Here is a 22,347-nt window from a genome sequence, read left to right on the forward strand (position 1 = left end):
CCGCAGGGTCCGGCGGCCGGTCGGTGATTCGATGCCGGCGCGGGAGTCAGGGCTGTGTGGAGAGGAAGCCGTCGATCTCGGCCAGCACCGAGTCGACCAGGGCGGACGGCGACGCGCCGAGCAGGACACCGCGTTTGTCGAGCTGACCGTCGAGCCACAGCGAGGCCAGCCCGTGCCCCAGTGCCCAGAGCGTGAGGACCGTCGTCTCGGCGCGTTCCGGGGCGAGCTCACCCGCGGCGACGCAGTCGCCGACGGCCTCGACGAGCACACCGAATGCCGCCTCACCGGCCGCCCGGGTGTCCGGGTGTTTTTCCGGCTGGGACAGTTCGGGACGGAACATCAGGCGGAAGTAGGCGGTCTCTTCCCGGGCGAACCGGACATAACTCTGCTCCAGCGCGACGAGCGCGGCGGTCGGTGAATCCGCCGTCGTCCGCGCTTCGGCGAGTCGGTCGGCGAGCAGCCGGAATCCGCGGGTGGCCAGGTCGGCCAGGAGTGCGGCCCGGTCCGCGAAGTGGTGGTAAGGCGCTCCGGAGCTGACCCCGGCTTCCCGGGCGACCCGGCGCAGGCTGACCGCGCCGATGCCCTCGGTCTCGATGAGCCGGAGGCATGCGGTGAGCAGGGCATCGCGCAGCGCGCCGTGGTGGTAGGAGGTCCGGGGCACCTACCGAGGGTATGCGAGTTCGGACCGGGATCGAAACTGGGTGTGGACAGGTTATCTATGCAATGCTTAGATTATCTGAGCGGCGTTTAGATGGGCGCCGCACCGATACAGGGCAGGTGCAGATGAACACACGGGTACTGGTTACCGGCGCGACAGGATTCGTGGCCGGGCACGTCATAGTGGAGCTGCTCGAGCACGGTTACGCCGTGCGTGCGACTGTCCGCGATCTCGCCGATACGAAGAAGAGGGCGCATCTCGTCGACTACGCCGCCCGAACCGGCGCCGAACTGGATTTCGTCGCCGTCGATCTGACCGCCGACGACGGCTGGGCGCAGGCGGTCTCGGGTTGCGCCCAGGTGCTGCATATCGCCTCGCCTTTTCCCGCTACGCCGCCGGCGGACGAGGAAGGGCTGATCCGCACTGCGGTCGACGGAACTCTGCGGGTGTTGCGGGCCTGCGCGGAGGAGCCCGGTGTGGGACGGGTCGTGGTGACCTCCTCGATCGCCGCGATCACCCACGGCCACCGCGAGAGTGCGCTGCGCACCGAAGCGGACTGGACCGTCGTCGAACGCAGTCCCGCGTATCAGCGGAGCAAGACCTTGGCGGAGCGGGCCGCGTGGGAATTCGTCGGCGCGCTACCCGCCGAACGCGACCTCGAGCTCGTCGTCGTGAATCCCGGAATGGTGCTCGGGCCGCTGCTGTCGCCGGACCCGAGTACCTCGCACGAACCGGTCCGCCGGCTGCTGTCCGGTGCGGTGCCCGGGCTACCGCGGGTCGGCTGGTCGGTGGTGGATGTGCGGGATCTCGCCGCGGCGCACCGGTTGGCGCTGGAACGGCCACAGGCTGCCGGGAAGCGTTTCATCTGCGCGGGTGAGCATCTGTGGATGCGGGATATGGCCCGGACGCTGTCGGAGGATTTCGGTCCCCGTGGCTTCCGTGTCCCCACCAGGTCGCTGCCCGACCGGCTGATACGCGCCGCGGCGGTGTTCGACCGAGGACTGCGGCTGACGGTACCGACGCTGGGGCAAGTCGAGCGGGTGAGTGCCGATCGGGCGATCCACGAGCTGGGGTGGTCGATGCGCCCCGTCCGGGAAACCCTCCGGGACACCGCGGACAGCCTGGTGCGGCACGGTGTCGTACGCGCACCACGGCGCGCCGCTTCCGGGGTCGGTCGTGCTGTTCGCGCCGAGGTGTGAGGCCGGGGGTCGATGTGCTCGTTGCGACTGTTGTGATAGCCCTCGGCGCGCTGGGACGCCGGATCAGGGGCCGCGGGCGCCGTACCGGTTGCTCGGAACAGGAGATGCCGCCCAGTGGGTGCTCGGTGGATTACCGCGAGTGGGTCCGGCGTGGGGCACCTGCGGTGGCGGGTCTGGTGACGCTGGGGTCCGGTGCGGTGGTCTCCGTGGCCGCCTTCTGCTGATCGTGCCGGGGGTGGGGGCCGCCGAAGTATCGAGTACTCTGAGTTACATGTAAAAGGTGTCTGTCATGATCGATGGCGACCCCGGCACGAACAGACGAGGAACGCAATGACGCGGCATGTCGACGTACTGATCATCGGAGCCGGATTGTCCGGTATCGATGTGGCCTGTCACCTGGAGAAGGAGAACACCGGGCGTAACTACGCGATCCTGGAACGGCGGACGGCTATCGGCGGGACCTGGGACCTGTTCCGGTACCCCGGGATCCGGTCCGACTCCGATATGTACTCCTTCGGCTACGGATTCCGCCCCTGGCGAGGAACGAAAATGCTCGCCGACGGCGCCGGTATCCGCCGCTACATCGAGGAGACGGCCGACGAGTACGGCGTCACCCGGCATATCCGATTCGGTCGTAAGGTCGTCTCGGCGAGCTGGGCCGGTTCGGACAACCGGTGGACCGTCCGCGCGACCGATGAAGCGACCGGTGCCGAGGAACTCTGGACCAGCAACTTTCTCGTCGGGTGCACCGGTTACTACGACTACGACAACGGCCACCGGCCGTCCTTCCCGGGGGAGGAGACCTTCACCGGGCAGATCGTGCATCCTCAGCACTGGCCCGAGGATCTGGACTACCGCGGGAAGAAAGTCGTGGTGATCGGCAGCGGTGCCACCGCCATCACCCTGGTGCCCTCCATGGTCGACGACGCCGAGCATGTGACGATGTTGCAGCGTTCTCCCACGTATATCGCGTCGATCCCGGCCGAGGATCCGGTGGCGGTCGGGCTGACGAAGGTCAAATCCCCGGCCGAACTCACCTATCAGGTGGGCCGCGCACGCAATATCGCGGTCCAGCAGGCCAGCTATCAGCTGTCTCGGAAACAACCGGCACTGGCCCGGAAGCTGTTCCTGAACTGGGTTCGGATGGCGGTGGGCCCCGGGGTGGACATGCGGCATTTCAGCCCGGACTACGCGCCGTGGGACCAGCGGCTGTGCGTGGTGCCCAACGGTGACCTGTTCAAGGCACTGCGTCGTGGACAGGCATCGATCGTCACCGACACCATCGACACGTTCACCGAAACCGGTATCCGTGTCGGTTCCGGGGAGGAGATCGAGGCCGATATCGTCATCACCGCGACCGGGCTGACCATTCAGATCCTGGGTGGCGCCACGCTCGAGGTGGACGGTGAACCGGTGGTGACCCGCGACCGCGTCATGTACAAGGGCTCCCTGCTCGACGGGGTGCCGAACGCCCTGATGGTCCTCGGCTACACCAACGCCTCATGGACCCTCAAGGCCGATCTGGCCGCGGAGTACTTCAGCCGGGTGCTGAACCGGATGCGGGACCACGGCTACACCCGGTTCGTGGTCGAGGCGCAAGACAGCGATCGCTCCGAGGTCTCGGTGATGGGCGGTGCGCTCAGTTCGGGCTATATCCAGCGCGGTGACGCCGTCATGCCGCGACAGGGCACCGGGGGACCCTGGAAGGTGGTCAACAGCTACTTCCGGGACCGGGCCTATCTGCGGAAGAGCCCGATCGAGGACGGCATCCTGACATTCACCGACCGGAACGGCGCACCGACCACCGGTTCGCGGCGGCCGGTGCGGACCGCGATGAGCCGGCTGCCGCTGATCGGTTCCCGCTCGGCCTGAGCGAACCCGGGAATCGCGGCCGCGCCGGTCGTCCGGCGTGGAGTCCCGGCGCGGCATGCGGACCGCGTGCGATCGTGCACGCGCGATGCCGGGCCGAAGATGCGTGTGCGGCCCCGGGCGGGTCGTGCCGGCCGATCATCGGCGCCGGCTGGGTAGTTTGATCGTATGACCGAGCGATTGGTGATCGTCGGCGGCGACGCGACCGGTATGTCCGCGGCCGCGCAGGCGCGCCGGTACCGGAACGCGGACGACCTCGAGATCGTGGTGTTCGAACGAGGCCATTTCACGTCGTATTCGGCCTGCGGTATTCCCTACTGGGTCGGTGGTCATGTGCACGACAGAGATCAGCTGATCGCGCGCACGCCTGCGGAACACCGGGCCCGGCAGATCGACGTACGGTTGCGCAGCGAGGTGGTCGAACTCGATATCCGCGGCGCCCGGGTCCGGTCCCGGGATCTGGCGACCGGCACCGAAACCTGGACCGGTTACGACGAACTCGTACTCGCCACCGGAGCCCGCCCGGTCCGGCCCGCGATACCCGGTATCGATGCGCCCGGGGTGCACGGTGTGCAGACCTTGGACGACGGTGAATCGCTCATCGCGACCGTGGCCGCCACCACCGGGCGCCGCGCGGTGGTGGTCGGTGCGGGCTATATCGGGGTCGAGATGGCGGAGGCATTGATCCGCCGGGGTTTCGACGTCACCATCGTGTACCGGGGAACGGAGCCGATGTCGACACTGGACCCCGATATGGGTGGGCTGGTACGGGAGGCGCTGGGCGGCCTGGGCGTCACGGTGGCCGGCGACAGCGAGGTCACCGAGATCCGGACCGGCGACGACGGCCGGGCGTCCGCGGTGGTGGCCGGTGACCGCGAGTATCCGGCCGATGTGGTGGTGCTCGGCATCGGAGTCACTCCGGAGACCGGCCTGGCGCACGCGGCCGGTTTGCCGATCGGCGGACACGGTGGGCTCCTGACCGATTCGGCCATGCGCGTAGCCGGCCACGACAACATCTGGGCAGGGGGCGACTGTGTGGAGGTGCTCGACCTGGTCTCCGGTATGCGCCGCCATATCGCACTCGGCACCCACGCCAACAAGCACGGTCAGATCATCGGCGCCAATATCGGCGGCGGCTACGCCACCTTTCCCGGTGTGGTCGGCACCGCGGTCAGCAAGGTGTGCGATCTGGAGGTCGCCCGAACCGGATTGCGGGAGAAGGATGCCCGGATCGCCGGATTGCAATACGTCACTGCGACGATCGAATCCACCAGCCGCGCCGGGTATTACCCCGATGCGGCACCGATGACGGTCAAGATGCTGGCCGAACGGCTCACCGGGCGCCTGCTGGGTGTGCAGATCGTGGGCCGGGAGGGTGCGGGAAAGCGGGTCGATATCGCGGCGGTCGCGCTGACCGCGGGAATGACCGTGGACCGGATGACCACACTCGATCTCGGCTATGCACCGCCGTTCTCCCCGGTCTGGGATCCGGTGCTGGTGGCAGCGCGCAAAGCGGTGCGGGCAGTAGAGGAGCGCGGATGAACGCGCCCGCCCGGTCACCGCGTACTATCGTCGATCGTCAGTATGGAACGGGTCGAATGAAGGGGGGCGGTGTGCGGACTCGCGGTATCCGGGTCGGGGGGCGCCGGAATCTACTCGTGAATGTGGCGGCCGGATGAATCCAGATCCGAACACCGGAGGCACGGAGCCCGGTGACATTCTCGATGCGGTGACCGAACCCATGCCGGCGGTCCGGGACACCATCGATACCCGGCGCCGGGCGGCGGCCGCGGAGCGGACCGTTCCGCGGCAATCGGTGGCACCGGGTATCCATCGGGTGGCGCTACCGGACGAGGGTCTCGCCGAGGTCGTGTGCGTGCACTGCGGTACCCAGAGCCACGGTCCGCGCTGCCCGGTCTGCGATCACCCGCATCGTGTCCAGGATCGGTTCGAGGCCGATCTCGGACTGGTGAGTCTGGTCACCGATCGCGGAATCCTGCACGCGCGCAACGAGGACGCGGTGGCCGCCGCCGTGGTTCCCGACGACAGTGGACAACCGGAGACCATCATCCTGGTGGTCTGTGACGGTGTCTCGTCCTCGCCGGATCCCCAGGCCGCCTCCGGGACCGCTGTCCGGACCGGGGTGGATGCCTGCCTGGCGGCGCTGGCCGGTGACCGGACGCCCGAGGAAGCGACCGCCGCGGGGATGGCGGCCGCATCGGAGGCGGTGCGCAATCTGGTCGGGCCGGACGGGGATGCGCCCTCCTGCACCTATGTGTCGGCGATCGTGCGCACCGAATCCGGCGGCCGCATCTCGCTCACCGTGTCGAATATCGGCGACAGCCGCGCCTACTGGCTGGCAGCAGGCGAGACCGCCACCGGGCAGCCGGCCCGCCCCGGGCACCCCGGACCTTTGACCGGCCCGCAGAAACTCACCGTGGACGACTCCTGGGCGCAGACGCTCATCGAGGCGGGCGCCATGGACGAGCAGGCCGCCATGGCCGACCCACGCGCTCATACCCTGATGCGCTGGCTGGGTGCCGACGCCGGACAGCAGCCCTGGTCGGGTGACAGTATCCGGACCTATTTCGTGGAAGGTCCGGGTGCGCTGCTGCTGTGCACCGACGGATTGTGGAATTACCTGCCCAAGCCGGTCGACCTGACGGGCCGGGCGCTCGGGGTGCCGACCGCGGAGGGTGCTCGCGCGCTCGTCGACTACGCGGTCGTCTGTGGTGGCAGCGATAACATCACGGTGGCTCTGGTCCCGATTTCCGGCGGTCGATGACCCGTCGCCCGGTTTCGGCAAATTCCGGGCAAATGCGGAATCGGCCCGTCGATTGCCTCGGCATCGTCCGGTGGGCGGCCCGGACACTGTGGACATCTGCGTGTCCGCGGTGTTTGCAAAAGTGCGAAGGCGGGTACAAGTCCCGAAAGCCGGTGTGGCCACCGAGGGTCACGCGGGTGAGGACGCACGCACCTACCGCAAGGAGGTTCGTCATGAAGGGTGGCCTGTCCGCCGCTCCCGGAACAACCATGGTCACCACGAATCATGAGGTCATCCGCCAGTGGGCTCAGCGGCGGGGTGCGAACCCGGCGACCACGCCCGGCAGCCAGTACGACGGCGAGGTCGGGGTCCTGCGCCTGGACTTCCCGCACTACGGCGGTGCGGTACTCCAGCCGGTCAGCTGGGCCGACTGGTTCGCAACATTCGACGCGCGCAAATTGAGCTTCCGCTACCAGGAACTCCGCGCCGACGGTACCCCGAGCAACTTCTTCCGCTTGGAGCCTGCGCGCGATATGTGACGGTCATACGCACAATATTTGACAGTGAGGCATTTCACTCCGGGGGTTTACTTCGCGGGCGTTGCGGCTATCCGTATAACCGGAAGGTTGCTCGAGTAAACTGAGTAGCGGGCTGTCGCGTCGGTTTGGGGATGCGAAACCCGCGTCGCGGCACGCCACGTGCGTCTGCAAGGGATTGAATATTGAGCGCGAACCTGATGATCGTGGAAGACGACGACCGGGTCCGGGGCGCTTTGCGCCTGGCCATGGAGGACGAGGGCTACGACGTCGCCGAGGCCGAGGAAGCCGAGGCCGCGCTCACGCATCTGCGGACGATCGGCGTGCCCGATGTGATGATCGTCGACCTGATGCTCGGCGGTATGGACGGGTTCACCTGTATCCGGGAGATCCGTCGCGACCACGACGTCCCGATCATTGTGGTGAGCGCCCGCGACGATACCCATGACGTGGTGGCCGCCCTGGAGGCCGGCGCCGACGATTTCGTCACCAAACCCTTCGAGATCAAGGAGATCACCGCGCGGATGCGCGCCCTGCGCCGCCGCGCCCGGCTGTCGGTGGAACGCGAGGCGCCGATCGAGGTCGTCCTGGACGCCGACCCGGTCGAACCGCTGATCCTGTCCCCAGAAGGCGGAGCTGTCCGCCGAGGCGACGAGGAGATCAATTTGACCATCACCGAATTCCGGCTGCTGTGTGAGCTGGCCGATGCCCCGGGCCGGGTGCTGAGCCGCGATGTGCTGCTCGAGCGGGTCTGGGACCGGGGTTTCTTCGGGGACGAACGAATCGTCGATGTCCATATGCGCCGCCTGCGCACCAAAATCGAACGCGACCCCTCGGATCCGCAGATCGTGGTCACCGTCCGTGGCCTCGGTTACCGGCTGGACGTGCAGCGCTGACCGATGATCACTGTAGCGAGTACGGCCCGGGTCGAACGCGATCCGGGGCGCTGGAGCCTGCGTAGCCGGGTGACGACCGCGTTCGCGGCCTCATCCGGTCTGATGGCGCTGGTTCTAGTGCTGGCGGTATTCGCCGTGGTCAGTGACGAGAATCGGACATTCAGCGATCGGTTGAACCATCGCCCGGCGCTGCTGGTGGTGTGTGCGCTCGCGGCGGCACTGGTCGGCGCGGCGGTCGGGGTCTGGGTGAGCCGGCGGATGCTCAAACCGCTTCGTGATGTCGCCGAGGCCGCCGCCCTCATCGCCTCCGGTGAGCTGGGGACCCGTCTGCCGGACAGCAACGATCAGGACCTCGCCAGTACGGTGGCGTCGTTCAACCGGATGGTCGATTCGCTGCAGCGCCGGATCGACCGGGAACATCGGCTCTTCGGTGATGTGAGTCATGAACTACGCACCCCGCTGACCACGCTCACCACCGCGGTGGGTGTACTGGGCCGGTACCGTGACGATCTCCCGCCGCGTTCGCGCCAAGCGCTGGACCTGGTGATCGCCGAGGTGGAACATCTACGCCGCCTGCTCGACGATCTGCTCGCGCTGGCCCGGGTGGAGGCTGGTATGCACCATGGTGACGCCGATCCGGTTTCGGTGGGCGATCTGCTGGCACATACCCTGCACGACAGCCATCGCCCGGCCGAACTGCTCACTGTCGCCGACGAGGTGACCGTGCTGGGCCGTAAACTCGAACTCGAACGTGCCGTCGTGAACCTGCTGAAAAATGCGGACCGGCACGGCGGGGGAGCCGTCGCGGTGACTGTGCGGCGGGACGGCGTGGACGCGGTCATCGAGGTGGACGACGCCGGTCCCGGGGTCGCCGCGGCCGACCGCGACCGCATTTTCGAACGTTTCGCGACCTCACGTGCCGGTCGCCGTGCCACCACCGGTGGGACGGGTATCGGGCTCGCGCTGGTCGCCGAGACCGTGGCCACCCATCGCGGCCGGGTCGAATGTACGGAACGCCCCGGTGGGGGCGCCCGGTTCGTCATCCGGCTTCCACTCATCGATCGAGAGGGGCGTCATCAGCTCGTAACGCAATTGTAAAGAACTCGACCAGGCCACCTCAAAGTTCGTTCGTGAGCCTGGGAAAGTACTGCAAGCAGACATCGGAGTTGTATGTCTTTACACACTGAGTCACCGCAGGTTGCCGGTTCGACCGGCACGCAGACTGCCGGCCCGACCGGCACCGGATCGACCTCTTCGTCCGCCGCGACCGATGCGGAGCCCGCCAGTACCGGCGTGACGCTGCGCGCGCCGCGGATCACGGATGCCGCGCGATTGTGGCAGATCGCCGACGATTCGCAGGTCCTGGATGTCAATTCGAGTTACGCCTACCTTCTGTGGTGCCGTGATTTCGCCGCCACGTCGGTGGTCGCCGAGAGCGACGGCCGTGTCGTCGGCTTCATCACCGGCTATCTGAGACCCGAGGCGCCCGGCACCCTGTTCGTCTGGCAGGTCGCCGTGGACGCCGACCAGCGTGGCCGCGGTACCGGGGTCGCCATGCTGGATTGGCTGGTCGCCACCGTGACCGCCCCCGGCCATCCGGCCGGCGGTGCCGTGGACGCGCTGGAGACCACCGTGTCCCCCGATAATCCCGCCTCGATCGCCATGTTCGCCTCGCTGGCCCGCCGCCGCGGCGCCGACATGGTGCGCAGCGAACTGTTCGAACCGGATGTGTTCCCGGACAGTCACGCCGCCGAGGACCTCTACACCATCTCCCCGATCGCCCGTAAAAACGAAAGGGATCACTCATGATTACCCCTGAAACGACGATCTTCGACGACCTGGAATCGAACGTCCGGGGTTACTGCCGCTCCTGGCCGGCGGTGTTCGACACCGCCCAGGGGTCCTGGCTCCGCGACGAGAACGGCCGGGATTTCCTCGATTTCTTCGCCGGCGCGGGCGCATTGAACTACGGCCACAACAACCCGCTGCTGAAATCGGCGCTGGTGGATTACATCGCCGGTGACGGCATCACTCATGGTCTGGACATGTCCACTGTCGCCAAGCGCAAACTGCTGGAGACCGTGCGCGATACTCTGCTGGCGCCGCGCGGCCTGGATTACAAGGTGCAGTTCCCCGGCCCGACCGGCGCCAACGCGGTCGAGGCGGCGCTGAAGCTGGCCCGCAAGGTGACCGGTCGACAGACCATCCTGAGCTTCACCAACGCGTTCCACGGAATGACCCTCGGCGCGCTGTCGGTCACCGGTAACGCGATGAAGCGGGCCGGCGCCGGCGTCCCGCTCAACCATGCCACGCCGATGCCCTACGACGGCTACTTCGACGGCACCACCGCCGATTTCCAGTGGATGGAGCGGGTGCTCGACGACTCCTCGTCCGGCCTGGACCGGCCGGCCGCCGTGATCGTGGAAACGGTGCAGGGTGAAGGCGGAGTCAACCTCGCCCGTCCCGAATGGCTGCGGCACCTGGCCTCGCTGTGCTCGGCACGCGGGATCCTGCTCATCGTCGATGATGTCCAGATGGGTTGCGGGCGCACCGGCCCGTTCTTCTCCTTCGAAACGGCCGGGATCACCCCCGATATCGTCACCCTGTCCAAGTCGATCGGTGGTTACGGCCTGCCGATGGCGCTGGTGCTGTTCAAGCCCGAGCACGATGTGTGGTCACCGGGCGAGCACAACGGCACCTTCCGTGGTAACAATCCGTCTTTCGTGACGGCACAGGTGGCGCTCGAGCATTATTGGTCCGATGATGTTCTGGAGAAGTCCACCGTCGCCAAGGGTAAGCGGGTGGCCGCGGCGCTGAACGATATCGCCGTGGCCGTTCCGGGAACGTCCACTCGGGGCCGCGGCCTGGTGCACGGTCTGGTCTTCGACGACGCCTCACAGGCCAACAAGGTCTGCCAGGTCGCATTCGAACGCGGCCTGCTGGCCGAGACCTCGGGAGCGTCGGACGAAGTTGTCAAACTGCTGCCGCCGTTGACCGTGACCGACGAAGAACTCGACCACGGACTGCGCATCCTGACCGATGCCGTCGAAACTGTTTGCAGCTGAAAGGAAACATCAGAATGATCGTGCGCACCACCGAGGAGATCACCGGCACCGACCGCGATATCGTTGCCGATGGGTGGCGGAGCAAGCGAATCGTGCTGGGCGGTGATCTGGTCGGGTTCTCGTTCCACGAGACCACCATCGATGCCGGCACCACTCACGTCTTCCACTATCAGAACCATGTGGAAGCGGTCTGGTTGGTCGAGGGTGAAGGCACCCTCACCGATCTGGACAACGACCGCACCTACCCCCTCGGCCCGGGCAGTATGTACCTGCTGAACGGGCACGAGAAGCACCAAGTGCAGGCGCGGACACAGATGCGCATGTTGTGCGTCTTCAACCCTCCGGTCGTGGGACAGGAGGTTCACGACGAGAACGGCGTTTATCCGTTGATCGCCGTTCCGGCCACCTGAGAGGAAGGACGAACGACGTTGGTAGACAATCGGATCGATCGCTATCCGACCAGAACCGCCGAGCGCGCGCCGCAGCAGGAGCGGCATGACGCTACTGTGTGGGGCCGGATCGGCAACGCGGAGCTGGCTGCGTTCGATGCCGACGGTTACGCAATTCTGGAGCGCTTGCTCAGCCCCGAGGAGGTGGCCGAATTCGCCGCCGAGATCGATCGGCTGGCAAGCGATCCGGATTTGCGGGGAGACGACCGGCTCATCGTGGAGAAATCGTCGCAGCAGGTGCGCTCGGTATTCGAGGTGCACAAGCTGAGTCCGGCGGTCGCGGAGCTGGTGAGTGAATCGCGGGTGGTGGACCTGGCCCGTCAGGTTCTGGGTTCGGATGTGTACATCCACCAGAGCCGGGTCAACTATCTGCCCGGATTCGGCACCGGTTTCTATTGGCATTCCGATTTCGAGACCTGGCACGCCGAAGACGGTATGCCCGCGCCACGGGCGGTGAGTCTGTCGATCGCGTTGACGGACAATTACCCGTACAACGGCAGTCTGATGGTGATGCCGGGCTCGCACTGGTCGTTTGTGCCCTGCCAGGGCGAAACGCCGGCGGACAACTATCGGGAGTCACTGCGTGAGCAGGAAATCGGGGTACCGAGCGAAGCCGATATCACCGAAATGGCCCATAAGTACGGGATAACGCAGTTCACCGGCCCGGCCGGTTCGGCGCTGCTGTTCGACTCGAACATCATGCACGCGTCGGCGAACAACATCACTCCGTTCCCGCGGTCGAATATCTTCCTGGTGTTCAACAGTGTGGAGAACACCCTGGTAGAACCGTTCGCCGCACCTGCCCGGCGGCCGGAATATATCGCCGCCCGCGAGTACACACCGGTGTAGACGGAGCAGTCGCCCAGGGCGACGGGGACGAATCCAGTGCGGGTTCGTCCCCGTCGTCGTGTCCGGGTCAGCGGCGGCGACCCGGCCCTGTCACGCGCTGTCCCCGGGGTATCGGGACTGGTGTAGCCGGTGGAAGAGGGTGAGCCAGGCATCGGGCGGGACCAGCCCTACCGGGAGGTCGGTCGCGATACCGGCCGCCGCGCAGGCCGCGCCCACAGCACGCGCGGAGTGTGCCCGCCGCAGGGATGCGGCGAGTGATCCGCCGAGTCCCGAAAAGCCCAGTTCCACCATTCTGCGGTAGTCGGCGCGGGCACCGGCCGGGAGCAACGGGTCCGGGCGGCGGACGATCTGCAATACCGCGCCGTCGACGCGGGGCACCGGGAAGAATGCCCGGCGACCGACCCGTTCGCCCAGTATCGGTACCGAATCCGGCCAGTGGACGATCGTCAATTTGGTCCAGCGTCCGTAATCGCCGCTGTGCTTCCGGGCGAATTCGTACTGGGTGAGCAGGGTGGCCGTGGTGAGCCGTGGCGCGGTCAGGCACCAGCGCAGAATATCCGTGCTCGCGGCGAACGGAATGTTGGCGACGATCGCAAACGGTTCCGCCGGTGGGTCGACAGCGCGGAAGTCCTTGTGCACGACACGGAGCCGATCATCGCCGGAGTATCGAGTGGCGATCCGCCGGGCATAGTGCAGGTCCTTTTCGTACGCCACCACCCGGCCGCTGCGACGGACGAGATATCGGGTGAGCATTCCGTCACCCGGGCCGATCTCGAGGACGAGATCGCCGGGGCCGATACCGGACGCCGCGACGATTCGGCGGGCGGTTGCGGGTGCGGTCAGGAAATTCTGCGACAGTCTTTTTCGTGTCGCGGCGTTGCGGGCAGGCGAGTATCCGGTGGGGCGGGACATGGGGTCCTCCGAGGAAGCGGGCCGAATCGAGGTGTGCTGATTCGCCCGGACCCATGCCGGTGCTGTGCGCGGCGCCGAAGCGCCGAGTGATCGCGACGAAATACCGGCCGGATGGACCGGTATCGCTCACGACCGGGACGTCCCGTCGGTGGGACGACCCGGCCGGGTCAGCGGAGTGTGGGGTGCGCCGGCAGAGTCCGAGCTGCCGTGCGCAGGCGGAGGTAGTACGCAACGCCCGCGCACACTCCGCTGGTGCACAAAGTTCCCATGGCGGCCACCCTAGGGCGGCTCGCGATTTCCGTCCAAGGGTTTTCGGTCCCTGGCGACTCGGGGCACTCGCGGCAGCTCATCGCGGCGGGGATGCAGTGGGCGGGGCGGTGAAGCGCTCGAGCTATTCGACATCCGCCCCGGCACCACCGCCGTCTACCTGATCCTCGATTCGACGATCCCGACCGCGTCAGTGCGTCGTGGCGGGCTCGTGACCCGGTGCGCCGCACCGGTCGCCCGGTACCAGTTCGACGAGTGCGGTGTCGAGATCGGTGCCGGGTAGGTCTTCCCGCTGCTCACCGTTGCCGCCGCGCGCGGTGTCGCCGGCGCCGATGGTGCCGGGATTCGGCGTCGCCTGGTCGGTCGACCCGACGCGGTAGCTGCGGCTGAGGTTGCGGTAGTGCTTGCTGCCGAGAGCGTAGCCGGTGAAGAGCAGGCCGAGGATTCCGAGCAGTACGAAGACCAGTGCCATACCGCGCGCTTCGCCGGTGCCGAACCAGTCGCCGATCCACCGGGCACCCGACCCGTCGGTCATGAACGGGATGAAGAAGAACTGGGCCAGTGGACTGATCAGGAAGGCGGTGAGCGGTGACGCGGCCTGTTCGACACTCTGCGCGAATCCGAAGACCCGGCCCTGGCGCTGATATGGGACGACCTTCTGCAATACGGTCTGCTCGGCGGCTTCGGCGAACGGCATGAGGACCATGAACACGGCCATACCGCCCACCAGCAGCAGCACCGAATCCTGGAGCGGGAACACCAGCATCACGGCCCACAACGCCAGGTTGATCAGCAGGATCAGCCGCACCGGATTCGACGACGTACCGGCCCTGGCCACGAGGAGACCGCCGACGATCATCACTGCGCTGAGCCCGCCCCAGATGATGCCCCAGGCCTGCACCGACATCATCGACAAGGCGTACGGATCCATCAGCGCCATCAGTCCGCCGAACAGCAGGTTGTTCAACGCCGCGAACGCGATGAGCGGGATCATTCCCGGAATTCCGTGAATTATCCGGACGGTTCCGCGCAGGTCCACCCGTTTGGATTCACCCTCGGCGGCGGCATGGGCCAGCGTGTCCGGAAGGGTGAGGCGCTGCAGATGCAGGACCGTGCCGGTGAGGACGACAACGGCCATCACCAAGACGCCCAGCATCCCGTTCCAGCCCACGAGCAGGGCACTGGCGACCGAGGTCGCCAGCTGCGATATCCCGGTCGTCGTACCGACCAAGCCGTTGGCCCGGTCCCGGACCCGTGCGTCGAACATCGCGGTGACCACGGTCGGCAGGGCGATCGTGCGCAGACCGCCGGCGATCACGCCGCTCATCAGCAGCACGATGAGCACCCACAGGCGCACACTCGCCGGATCCCGCCATTCCTCGGCGGGTGTGATCAGGTAGAACGCCAGCGCCACCGTGTAGATCGCCAGAGAGGTGAGCGCGGAGGCCTGCATCACCGCTTTCTTGCGGTGATGGTCGACGATACTGCCGAACCACACCCCGGTGCCGGCCATGGCGACCAGGAAGATCCCGGCGATCATGCCGGTCGCGAAAACCGAACGGGTCTGCAGGTAGACGAAGAATGTGATGGCGAACCACACGGTGAAGTTGATGAACGATACGAGCAGGACGTTCACCAGCAGTTGCGCGAATGTCCGGACAGTGGGATCCGCGGGGTCGAGGCGGGTCGCGGCCTCGGAGGCAGAGCGGTTCGGGGCATCCATACTCATGAACTCAACAACCTCGACATTGGTTTAGGTCAAGGGCTGACCTGGCGGACACATCACCACCTTGGACTCCCGCCGTCCCCGAAACTCATCGGAACGAGCGCAGTCGCCGATGCCGGACGAACGGCGACCGGACCGTCACGCCGGATCGTCAGGTCGACGACCGGCACCGGACACGAGTTCGCCCGGCGCTGCCCACCGAACGAACGGACCGGTCACGCGGCAGTCGGCGGTAGCGGATCGACCCGGGGTAAGCGGTCGAATCCCTGGCGATGGGGAATATCCTCACTGGGCCCCATGTCGGTGTCCAGCGATTTTCCGGTCCCGAACCGCCCCGTCAGAGCAGCGACGCCGTGCGGGTTTCGCGGGGGGACGGGCGCGTGGCAGTGGCGATGACCTCTTCGGCGACGGCTTGGGTACGCCACATCCGTGCCTCCGCGACGGCGCCGCGCTCCTCCAGCAGCACCGCCAGATTCGCCATGGCGGGAATCAGCCGACGCGCGGCCGCGGCCCGCCACCAGCGTTCGGCGGCTGCGGGTTCGTCCCGGTGCAGATACAGCACGCCGAGATCGTAGGTGGCCCACAGGTGCCCGGCCCGGGCCGCCCGCATCCACAGCAGGCATGCCTGGTCATCGTCGCCCTGGGCGTGGGCCGCCGTGCCCAGGGTGTGCAGCCGATCGGGGTCGAGTTCGTCCGCCGGTGATGAATCGTTTCCGGGCAGAATCGGTGCGAGCGAATCGTCGGCGAGGGTGTCGATCAGCGAGCGATCGCCATCGTCCGGTACGGGCACCGGAATCGCCTCGCGACCGGAGAGCAGCGCGGCGGTGGCCGGATACGGCTCGGGGTCGGCGCCGGCGGACCGGGGTGGTTCCGGGCCGTAGTCCGTGAGCCCCGCGTCGCGGATCACCGGGACCAAGCCCGTCAGCTCCGGGCTTTCCACCCAGGCGTGCCGGCCCGCCGGTGGATACGCTTCCGGGGCCGGGTCGGCCGGGAAGACGAGCGCCACAGCCGGTCCGGCGAGCGGGTCGTCATAGCCGGCGATATCGGCGCCGATACCCGGCACCGACCGGTCCGCGTAACCCTCGTCCGGCCCCGTCGGCTCCGGGTAGGCGGTGTGCAGCGGCGACCACTCCGGGGAGCCGCCGTCGGAGTCCGCCGACTCCGGTGTCCCGGCATCGTCCGATCCGATACCGGCCTGCTGAGTCACGACGATATCGGCGAAACTGCAGGGATAGCCCTCTATTTCGATTTCGGCTATCTCGATTTCGTCGACCGCTGGTTCATAGTGCGCGGCCCACGGGTCGGGGTCACCATCGTCCGGAGTGACGGGGCCCTCCCGGCCGGACCGAAGGGTGTCGGTGTTCCGGGCCGGGCTCGCCGGGGTGGACACGGCCGGGATGGATCCGGGCATGAACAGTTGCGGATACGGGTCCAGCGGCGTGCTCCGGACCTCGATCACGAGATCGGCGAAATGGGGTGGTCCCTCGCCCATACTGCACCACAGCACGGTACGACCTGTTTCCGTGCGCTCGACGACGATGCCGTAATTGCCCGACCACGATTGGGGTTCTCCGGCCGTATTCGACCAGACCGGGGTCAGTGCGAACAGGGCATCCGCCGTATACGCGGACAGGTCGAAGGTGATTCCACGCTCCAAGGCGTCGCGCCAGATATCCACTCCGGCCACATGGCGGTGGTCGAGGTCGATCGAGCCGTCGACCACGGACAGTCCGATACCGACGCTGCCCAGCCCGGCGGGCGGGGTGGCCGAGAGCAGTGTCATGGTCAGTGCCGATGTGGGGGTCGGCAGCTGTTCGCTGTACATCGGGTAGACCAGCGCGCCGTCGAAGTCGATCGGATCGGCGCTGAGGTAGCGAGCGGCCAGTGTTTCCTGCTGCGGCGCGGTGTCCGGATCGCGCTCCGGTGCGGAATCCGCCCGGGTGCCGTCGGTCAGCAACGGCTTGGCATAATGCCGGCCGCCTCTCAGGTACCGGGGTAGCTGACCGGCCCCCGCCACCGGTCCGGGCCTATCGGCCTGCGACGGAATGAATCCGGTCACCGACGATACCGGATCGTGCATACCCTGCCCCGCCTTTCCCACCGCTCCGACTCACCCCGCAGCAATGCGGTGGCTATACCGTACTAGCCGGATCCGCCGCGCGGGGCGCGTTTCCGTGGGTGATCACACGTTCGAGGGTCGCCATATCGCGTTCCAGTGTCCGGAAGAGCAGGTACACCGCCGCGAAGGCCAGTGCGCTGCCGAGCAACAGCACACGTAACGGCGTGAGAAGCTGCGCGAATTCGGCGACCGGTAGGAAGGTGGCACCGGCCGCCCCGAGCAGTGGGATCGCCGCGGCGACGAGCAGGAAATAGGTGCTGCGCCGATCCAGTGCCCGGAGCCGGCCGATATCGGCGCCGACCGGACCACCCAGCGGCAGGAATGTCGGATACAGCGAGCGCACCGTGTAACAACTGACCAGGAAGTACGGGTAGGCCATGGCCATCGCGCGGCAGACGATCCGGGTGCCGAAAAAGTGTGCGGAGGCCGCCGGCCCGAGGGGGCTACCGGAGGCCATCGAGATTTATGTGCAACCGTTAGTTACACATAAATCTCGGGGGTCCGAAGAATGACGCCGATTGAGTCAGCGTTCGGCGTCAGCATACACCAGGTGATCTTGCCCCGCGCCGGCGCGCCTACATGATGATCGCGCAGCCTCCACCGGACGACAGTGAGCACATCACCTGGCTCAACGCCATGATCAGAGCTTGAACAGGGTTGGCCGGGACAACGGCAGGGACGACCATCGGGAGCCTCCGGAGTCGGGACGGGAAACCGGTATCCGGGTAATCGGCACCGCGGTGCCGGCTGTTAGCGGCGAGTGCGGGCCGTGCCGCGTCCGAGGCGGCCGGCGTCGCGACCGGCAACGCTCGTCCGATGGTCATCGGGGTGTCATCCAGGGGCCATGGGGTCGTCAGCCTGGTGCGGGATTCCTTGACGATGGACACCACCCGCAGGCGATTCCTCCGGCAGGGCGCCGCGGCAGCCGCCGTATTACTCGCAGGGACCGGCGCGGCGGGTGCCGCGCGGTTCCGGTCGCCGCGGTTTCTGGGCAACCCCTTCACGCTGGGGGTCGCATCCGGTGACCCCACCTCGGACGGGGTGGTGCTGTGGACCAGGTTGGCACCGGATCCGCTCGCGCCCGACGGTTCCGGCGGGATGGACCGCAACCCGGTGACGGTCGAGTACGAGGTGGCGCACGACGAGGGTTTCCGCAAGGTGGTGCATCGCGGCGAGGTAGTCGCGGATCGTGCGCTCGGGCATTCGGTCCATCCGGAAGTGCACGGCCTGGAACCGGGACACTGGTATTTCTACCGTTTCCGGGCGGGCGCGGCGATCTCGCCGACGGGCCGGACCCGCACGTCCCCCGCGGCCGGCCGCCCGGTCGACCGGTTGCGGTTCGCGTTTGCTTCCTGTCAGGAATGGAACGACGGGTGGTACACCGCCTACGACCATATGTCGGACGAGGAACTGGACCTGGTCGTTCACCTGGGTGACTACCTGTACGAATATCCGATCACCGGGGCGGTGCGCGGCCTGCGGGTGGAATCCGCGCTCCGGCACGAGCCACGCGACCTCAGCGGATACCGGGTGCACTACGGCTGGTACAAGTCCGATCCGGCATTACAGCGGGCGCACGCGTCGTTTCCGTGGCTGGTCACCATGGACGATCACGAACTGGCCGACGATTGGGCCGGGGACCGTCCGGGCGCCCGGGCCGACCTGGACAGCGTGGCGCCGGTTTTCCGGGCCCGGCGGGCGGCGGCCTTCCGGGCCCTGTACGAACATCAGCCGTTGCGCCTGGCGCAGCTCCCGTCGGGGCCGCAGATGCGGTTGCACCGGCGCTACCGGTTCGGTGATCTCGCGGATATCACCATGCTCGATACCCGGCAGTACCGTAGCGGTGGTTCGATTCTGGGTGCGCGGCAACGGGACTGGCTGGTGGACGGGTTCGCGGCCTCGCCGGCGCGCTGGCAGATCATCGGGAATCAGGTGGTGCTCGGGCGAACCGATCACGACGCCGGGCCCGGCGCGGTGCTGTCCGGTGATGCCTGGGACGGCTTCCCCGCCGAACGTGCCGCTGTGCTGTCTGCCGCTGCCGCGCGGTCGGTGCCCAACCTTGTGGTGATCACCGGTGACCGGCACGAAAATTACGCGGCCGACCTGCGTGCCGATCCGGCGGACCCACGCACTCCGGTGGTGGCGGCGGAATTCACCGGAACCTCCATCACCAGCGGCGGCGACGGCGTGGACACCTACGCCCGCGGCGCCGAACTACTCGCCGCCAACCCGGATCTGAAATTCTTCAACGCGCAGCGCGGCTATGTCCGGGTCGAGGTGGACGAACAGCTCTGGCGCACCGATTTCCGAGTACTGCCCTATGTGAGCCGCCCGGGTGCCCCGGTGTACACCCGCGCCTCGTATGTGATCGCCCACGGCATACCCGGCGTGGCTCCGGCCGGGGAGAATCGTGGGGAGAACACCGCGGCGCTTCAGCCGGCGGTAGCGGCAGGCCGGGGCTCCGGAGGTCAGGACGATCGGGATGATGCGCGTTGAACCCATCCGGCATGTTCGTGGTGGTCCACGCTGTGCCGGCAACGGTACTGTCCCGGATTTCGTCCGGGTCCTTCCGTGTGCGGCTCGAGCGTTCGGCCGGGGCGAACGGGGTCGGTCAGTGGTCGTGCCGGACAGCGCGCGGGGCGTGCCGGAGCTCGATGGCGACCAGCAGGTCCACCAGATCGGTCACCGTGCGGATATTGCGGCCGGTGAGCTGCTGGATGCGGCGCAGTCGATATTTGGCGGTGTTGTGGTGGATACGCAGTGCGTCGGCCGCCTCGCGCAGATTCATATCGGCGGCGACGAACGCCCGGATGGTGTCGGCGAGGACCGCGCCCTTGGCCTGGTCCTCGGCGAGGGTACGGGCGATTCGCGGGTCGACGAGGTTGCGCACGGTATCGTCCGAGCTCAGCATCAGGTAGCGGAACGGAGTCAGCTCGGGGAGGGCCATGACGCCGCCGCTGTCGGGGAGGAGGTCCAGCGCCGAGCGCGCTTCCTGCCAGCCGCGCGGAATCTGTTCGATACCGGTGATCACGGTGCTGACGCCGAGGGCCGCGGTGATCCCCTCCGCGACGAGAGTGTCGCGGGTGCGCCGTAGCCGCGCGCACAGCTCGTCGACGCCGGCGCGGCCCAGCCCGGCGATGGCGACGATATCGGTATCGCGGGCCACCGCCAGTGTGCGGTGGCCGTTGACCCCGGCGCGGGCCAGAGCGGCCGAAACAATATGGGGGGCTTCGGTATCGGAACGCGCGGCCGTGCCGCGTTCGTGGCAGGTCAGGACGGTCGCCGCGATCACGACCAGGTGTTCGTTGTGTGCGGTGCCGATCCCGTGCGCGGCCGCGGCGGCCGGGAGTGGGCCGCGTTCCGGCAGCGCACCACCCAGTAGGGATTCGACGAGGTCGCGGCCGTCCCGGCCGGCTTCGGCGGCCTGATGCTGCTGGAACTCCAGATAGGCGTGGGTGGCCTGGGTGCTGATCAGATCGCAGTAGCGGGTGAGCGGCAGCACCATCGACAGTGTCGCCTCGCGGGCGGCCGGTGAATCGCCGGCGTGGGCGACCAGGGTCTTCCAGAATGCCTGCTGGCCCAACCGGAATGCGGTGATGTAATCGGTGAGCGGGAGGCCGGATTGGGCTCGCCGCACCGCGGCCCGGCGGGTGTACGCCAGATCCGCCGCGGTGACCCGCCGGTGGTCCAGTAGCGCCCCGAGTCCGGTGCGGCACAGCCGGGCGACCTGGTCGTGGACATCGGCGCGGAATTCGGTGTCGCGGCCGGTGTAGCCCGGGACCTGGGCGAGGATCGCGCTGCTACCACGTTCGGCGATCTCGTCGGCGCAGTCGTAGATGGTGCCGACGATCCGGGTGCGCGCGAGCTGTACCGGTTCGGGAAGCGACGCGGCGACCGTATGTGATCCAGCTGACATAGTCGGATGGTCCCCGGCCCCGCCGAGAATGTCAACATTCCGCGGCGAATGTATCAAATTATGCCCAGCTCGTTTGTCCGCAGCGGACAAACGTCCTCTGAATAATTGGGACGCACAGGCTGATGTGTTTCATTCTGGCCGCTCTTACGCTGGCCTGACCCATAGCCGGTCCGGCGGACTGTGCGCTGCCCCACAGGATTTCGACCGCGACCACGCGACCCGGAGGACCCATGCTCGAGATATCCGGCCTGACCGTCCGATTCGGCGGAATCACGGCCCTCGACGATGTCGGATTCGCTGTGGCGACCGGCGAAATGGTCGGTCTCATCGGCCCCAACGGCGCGGGCAAGACCACCCTGTTCAATTGCCTCACCAGGCGTTGTGCGCCGACAGCCGGCACCCTGCGCTACCTCGGGACGGACCTGTCGAAAGTACGGCCGGACCTCATGGCCCGGCTGGGCATCGCCCGGACATTCCAGAACCTCGGCCTCTTCACCCGTATGTCCGTGCGGGACAACGTGCTGGTCGGTGCTCACCACCGGGCGCGGGCCGGCTTCCTCGGGGCGGGCTTGTTCCTGCCCCCGGTCCGCGCCGAGGAACGCCGGCTGCGCGCCCAGGTCGACGGCCTGCTCGATCGCCTCGACCTGGCCGATGTCGCCGACCACCCGGCCACCGGTCTCCCGTTCGGCACGCTCAAACGGATCGAACTGGCCCGGGCACTCGCCGCGGGACCCCGCCTGCTGCTGCTGGACGAGCCGGTCAACGGGCTCAGCCACGGGGAGGTCGACGAGTTCGCCGAACTTCTCGCGGGCCTGCGCCTGGATTTCGATCTGACGGTTGTCGTGGTCGAACACCACATGGGTTTCGTCATGGGCATCTGCGACCGAGTCGTATGCCTCGAGTTCGGCCGCGTCATCGCCGACGGGCCACCCGAAGACGTGCAACGCGACCCCGCCGTGATCGAGGCCTACCTGGGGACCGCGGCATGAGCGGGTCAGGCCCGGAGGCGGTAGCGCAGCGTCACCACGCAGGGCCCTCGCGCATGCCCCATCGGCACAGCATGAGCGAGTCAGGCCCGGAGGCGGTAGCGCAGCGTCACCACGCAGGGCCCTCGCGCATGCC

20 protein-coding genes are annotated in these 22,347 nt (G+C 67.5%); 13 read left to right on the forward strand and 7 right to left on the reverse strand.

Translation table 11 applies throughout. The features are described 5' to 3' along the window. Nucleotides 1-46 precede the first annotated feature (46 nt). Nucleotides 47-661, reverse strand: coding sequence for a TetR/AcrR family transcriptional regulator (locus tag ACIA75_RS16145; protein ID WP_397104427.1), 615 nt, complete (start codon nucleotides 659-661; stop codon nucleotides 47-49). A 122-nt stretch (nucleotides 662-783) separates the two neighbouring features. Between ACIA75_RS16145 and ACIA75_RS16150 the strand changes: the two genes are divergently transcribed. The 11 genes from ACIA75_RS16150 (at nucleotide 784) to thpD (ending at nucleotide 12,285) form a co-directional block, all read left to right on the forward strand. Continuing rightward, nucleotides 784-1,857: an SDR family oxidoreductase gene (locus ACIA75_RS16150; RefSeq protein ID WP_397104429.1), complete on the forward strand. Its 1,074-nt coding sequence runs from the start codon at nucleotides 784-786 to the stop codon at nucleotides 1,855-1,857. Nucleotides 1,858-2,187: 330 nt separating this feature from the next. After that, nucleotides 2,188-3,729 (forward strand): flavin-containing monooxygenase, encoded by a 1,542-nt coding sequence (locus tag ACIA75_RS16155; protein WP_397104431.1) that lies wholly within the window; start codon nucleotides 2,188-2,190, stop codon nucleotides 3,727-3,729. A 165-nt stretch (nucleotides 3,730-3,894) separates the two neighbouring features. Then, nucleotides 3,895-5,268, forward strand: a complete 1,374-nt coding sequence (locus ACIA75_RS16160; RefSeq protein WP_397104433.1) for an FAD-dependent oxidoreductase — start codon at nucleotides 3,895-3,897, stop codon at nucleotides 5,266-5,268. Nucleotides 5,269-5,455: 187 nt separating this feature from the next. Continuing rightward, nucleotides 5,456-6,511, forward strand: coding sequence for a PP2C family protein-serine/threonine phosphatase (locus ACIA75_RS16165; RefSeq protein ID WP_397104435.1), 1,056 nt, complete (start codon nucleotides 5,456-5,458; stop codon nucleotides 6,509-6,511). A 212-nt stretch (nucleotides 6,512-6,723) separates the two neighbouring features. Then, on the forward strand, nucleotides 6,724-7,029 hold the full coding sequence (locus ACIA75_RS16170) for a hypothetical protein (protein WP_397104437.1): 306 nt from the start codon (nucleotides 6,724-6,726) through the stop codon (nucleotides 7,027-7,029). A 182-nt stretch (nucleotides 7,030-7,211) separates the two neighbouring features. Continuing rightward, nucleotides 7,212-7,922 carry a response regulator transcription factor gene (locus ACIA75_RS16175; protein WP_397104439.1) on the forward strand — a complete coding sequence of 237 codons (711 nt, stop codon included), beginning with the start codon at nucleotides 7,212-7,214 and terminating at the stop codon, nucleotides 7,920-7,922. Between the two features lie 3 nt (nucleotides 7,923-7,925). Further along, nucleotides 7,926-9,020 carry a sensor histidine kinase gene (locus ACIA75_RS16180; protein WP_397104441.1) on the forward strand — a complete coding sequence of 365 codons (1,095 nt, stop codon included), beginning with the start codon at nucleotides 7,926-7,928 and terminating at the stop codon, nucleotides 9,018-9,020. Nucleotides 9,021-9,092: 72 nt separating this feature from the next. After that, on the forward strand, nucleotides 9,093-9,731 hold the full coding sequence (ectA, locus tag ACIA75_RS16185; protein WP_397104443.1) for a diaminobutyrate acetyltransferase: 639 nt from the start codon (nucleotides 9,093-9,095) through the stop codon (nucleotides 9,729-9,731). Further along, nucleotides 9,728-10,987 (forward strand): diaminobutyrate--2-oxoglutarate transaminase, encoded by a 1,260-nt coding sequence (gene ectB, locus ACIA75_RS16190; RefSeq protein WP_397104445.1) that lies wholly within the window; start codon nucleotides 9,728-9,730, stop codon nucleotides 10,985-10,987. The genes ectA and ectB overlap by 4 nt, the downstream gene beginning before the upstream one ends. Nucleotides 10,988-11,001: 14 nt before the next feature. Next, nucleotides 11,002-11,397: an ectoine synthase gene (locus ACIA75_RS16195; RefSeq protein WP_397104447.1), complete on the forward strand. Its 396-nt coding sequence runs from the start codon at nucleotides 11,002-11,004 to the stop codon at nucleotides 11,395-11,397. An 18-nt stretch (nucleotides 11,398-11,415) separates the two neighbouring features. Next, nucleotides 11,416-12,285: an ectoine hydroxylase gene (gene thpD, locus ACIA75_RS16200; protein ID WP_397104449.1), complete on the forward strand. Its 870-nt coding sequence runs from the start codon at nucleotides 11,416-11,418 to the stop codon at nucleotides 12,283-12,285. A 90-nt stretch (nucleotides 12,286-12,375) separates the two neighbouring features. Here thpD and erm read toward each other — a convergent pair whose 3' ends face one another. The 5 genes from erm to ACIA75_RS16225 all read right to left on the reverse strand — a co-directional run bounded on the left by erm (nucleotide 12,376) and on the right by ACIA75_RS16225 (nucleotide 18,133). Beyond that, nucleotides 12,376-13,197 (reverse strand): 23S ribosomal RNA methyltransferase Erm, encoded by an 822-nt coding sequence (gene erm / locus ACIA75_RS16205; RefSeq protein WP_397104451.1) that lies wholly within the window; start codon nucleotides 13,195-13,197, stop codon nucleotides 12,376-12,378. Nucleotides 13,198-13,654: 457 nt separating this feature from the next. Then, entirely contained in the window at nucleotides 13,655-15,193 is a 1,539-nt protein-coding gene (locus ACIA75_RS16210; protein ID WP_397104453.1) for an MFS transporter, read from the reverse strand. 334 nt (nucleotides 15,194-15,527) lie between these two features. Next, entirely contained in the window at nucleotides 15,528-17,270 is a 1,743-nt protein-coding gene (locus tag ACIA75_RS16215; protein WP_397104455.1) for a hypothetical protein, read from the reverse strand. Between the two features lie 52 nt (nucleotides 17,271-17,322). Beyond that, nucleotides 17,323-17,766 carry a hypothetical protein gene (locus tag ACIA75_RS16220; protein WP_397104457.1) on the reverse strand — a complete coding sequence of 148 codons (444 nt, stop codon included), beginning with the start codon at nucleotides 17,764-17,766 and terminating at the stop codon, nucleotides 17,323-17,325. Between the two features lie 118 nt (nucleotides 17,767-17,884). Next, complete coding sequence (locus ACIA75_RS16225) at nucleotides 17,885-18,133, reverse strand: hypothetical protein (protein ID WP_397104459.1); 249 nt, start codon at nucleotides 18,131-18,133, stop codon at nucleotides 17,885-17,887. Nucleotides 18,134-18,188: 55 nt separating this feature from the next. Between ACIA75_RS16225 and ACIA75_RS16230 the strand changes: the two genes are divergently transcribed. Next, a complete protein-coding gene (locus ACIA75_RS16230; protein WP_397105350.1) occupies nucleotides 18,189-19,805 on the forward strand; it encodes an alkaline phosphatase D family protein in 1,617 nt (538 codons plus the stop codon). A 115-nt stretch (nucleotides 19,806-19,920) separates the two neighbouring features. Here ACIA75_RS16230 and ACIA75_RS16235 read toward each other — a convergent pair whose 3' ends face one another. Further along, a complete protein-coding gene (locus ACIA75_RS16235; protein WP_397104461.1) occupies nucleotides 19,921-21,225 on the reverse strand; it encodes a PucR family transcriptional regulator in 1,305 nt (434 codons plus the stop codon). Nucleotides 21,226-21,455: 230 nt separating this feature from the next. On the opposite strand from ACIA75_RS16235, the gene ACIA75_RS16240 reads away from it, so the two are divergent. Next, on the forward strand, nucleotides 21,456-22,214 hold the full coding sequence (locus ACIA75_RS16240; RefSeq protein ID WP_397104463.1) for an ABC transporter ATP-binding protein: 759 nt from the start codon (nucleotides 21,456-21,458) through the stop codon (nucleotides 22,212-22,214). Nucleotides 22,215-22,347: the final 133 nt, after the last annotated feature.

Source organism: Nocardia sp. NPDC051750 (assembly GCF_044453135.1).
Classification (GTDB): domain Bacteria; phylum Actinomycetota; class Actinomycetes; order Mycobacteriales; family Mycobacteriaceae; genus Nocardia.

What these genes read in the sequence shown, in the direction of transcription:
- ACIA75_RS16210 (WP_397104453.1), bottom strand. Translation starts at nt 15,193, where the DNA reads ATGAGTATGGATGCCCCGAACCGCTCTGCCTCCGAGGCCGCGACCCGC.
- ectA (WP_397104443.1), top strand. Translation starts at nt 9,093, where the DNA reads ATGTCTTTACACACTGAGTCACCGCAGGTTGCCGGTTCGACCGGCACG.
- ACIA75_RS16155 (WP_397104431.1), top strand. Translation starts at nt 2,188, where the DNA reads ATGACGCGGCATGTCGACGTACTGATCATCGGAGCCGGATTGTCCGGT.
- erm (WP_397104451.1), bottom strand. Translation starts at nt 13,197, where the DNA reads ATGTCCCGCCCCACCGGATACTCGCCTGCCCGCAACGCCGCGACACGA.
- ectB (WP_397104445.1), top strand. Translation starts at nt 9,728, where the DNA reads ATGATTACCCCTGAAACGACGATCTTCGACGACCTGGAATCGAACGTC.
- ACIA75_RS16160 (WP_397104433.1), top strand. Translation starts at nt 3,895, where the DNA reads ATGACCGAGCGATTGGTGATCGTCGGCGGCGACGCGACCGGTATGTCC.
- ACIA75_RS16215 (WP_397104455.1), bottom strand. Translation starts at nt 17,270, where the DNA reads ATGCACGATCCGGTATCGTCGGTGACCGGATTCATTCCGTCGCAGGCC.
- ACIA75_RS16180 (WP_397104441.1), top strand. Translation starts at nt 7,926, where the DNA reads ATGATCACTGTAGCGAGTACGGCCCGGGTCGAACGCGATCCGGGGCGC.
- ACIA75_RS16150 (WP_397104429.1), top strand. Translation starts at nt 784, where the DNA reads ATGAACACACGGGTACTGGTTACCGGCGCGACAGGATTCGTGGCCGGG.
- ACIA75_RS16235 (WP_397104461.1), bottom strand. Translation starts at nt 21,225, where the DNA reads ATGTCAGCTGGATCACATACGGTCGCCGCGTCGCTTCCCGAACCGGTA.
- ACIA75_RS16220 (WP_397104457.1), bottom strand. Translation starts at nt 17,766, where the DNA reads ATGGCCTCCGGTAGCCCCCTCGGGCCGGCGGCCTCCGCACACTTTTTC.
- ACIA75_RS16195 (WP_397104447.1), top strand. Translation starts at nt 11,002, where the DNA reads ATGATCGTGCGCACCACCGAGGAGATCACCGGCACCGACCGCGATATC.
- ACIA75_RS16170 (WP_397104437.1), top strand. Translation starts at nt 6,724, where the DNA reads ATGAAGGGTGGCCTGTCCGCCGCTCCCGGAACAACCATGGTCACCACG.
- ACIA75_RS16240 (WP_397104463.1), top strand. Translation starts at nt 21,456, where the DNA reads ATGCTCGAGATATCCGGCCTGACCGTCCGATTCGGCGGAATCACGGCC.
- ACIA75_RS16225 (WP_397104459.1), bottom strand. Translation starts at nt 18,133, where the DNA reads ATGACCATCGGACGAGCGTTGCCGGTCGCGACGCCGGCCGCCTCGGAC.
- ACIA75_RS16230 (WP_397105350.1), top strand. Translation starts at nt 18,189, where the DNA reads ATGGACACCACCCGCAGGCGATTCCTCCGGCAGGGCGCCGCGGCAGCC.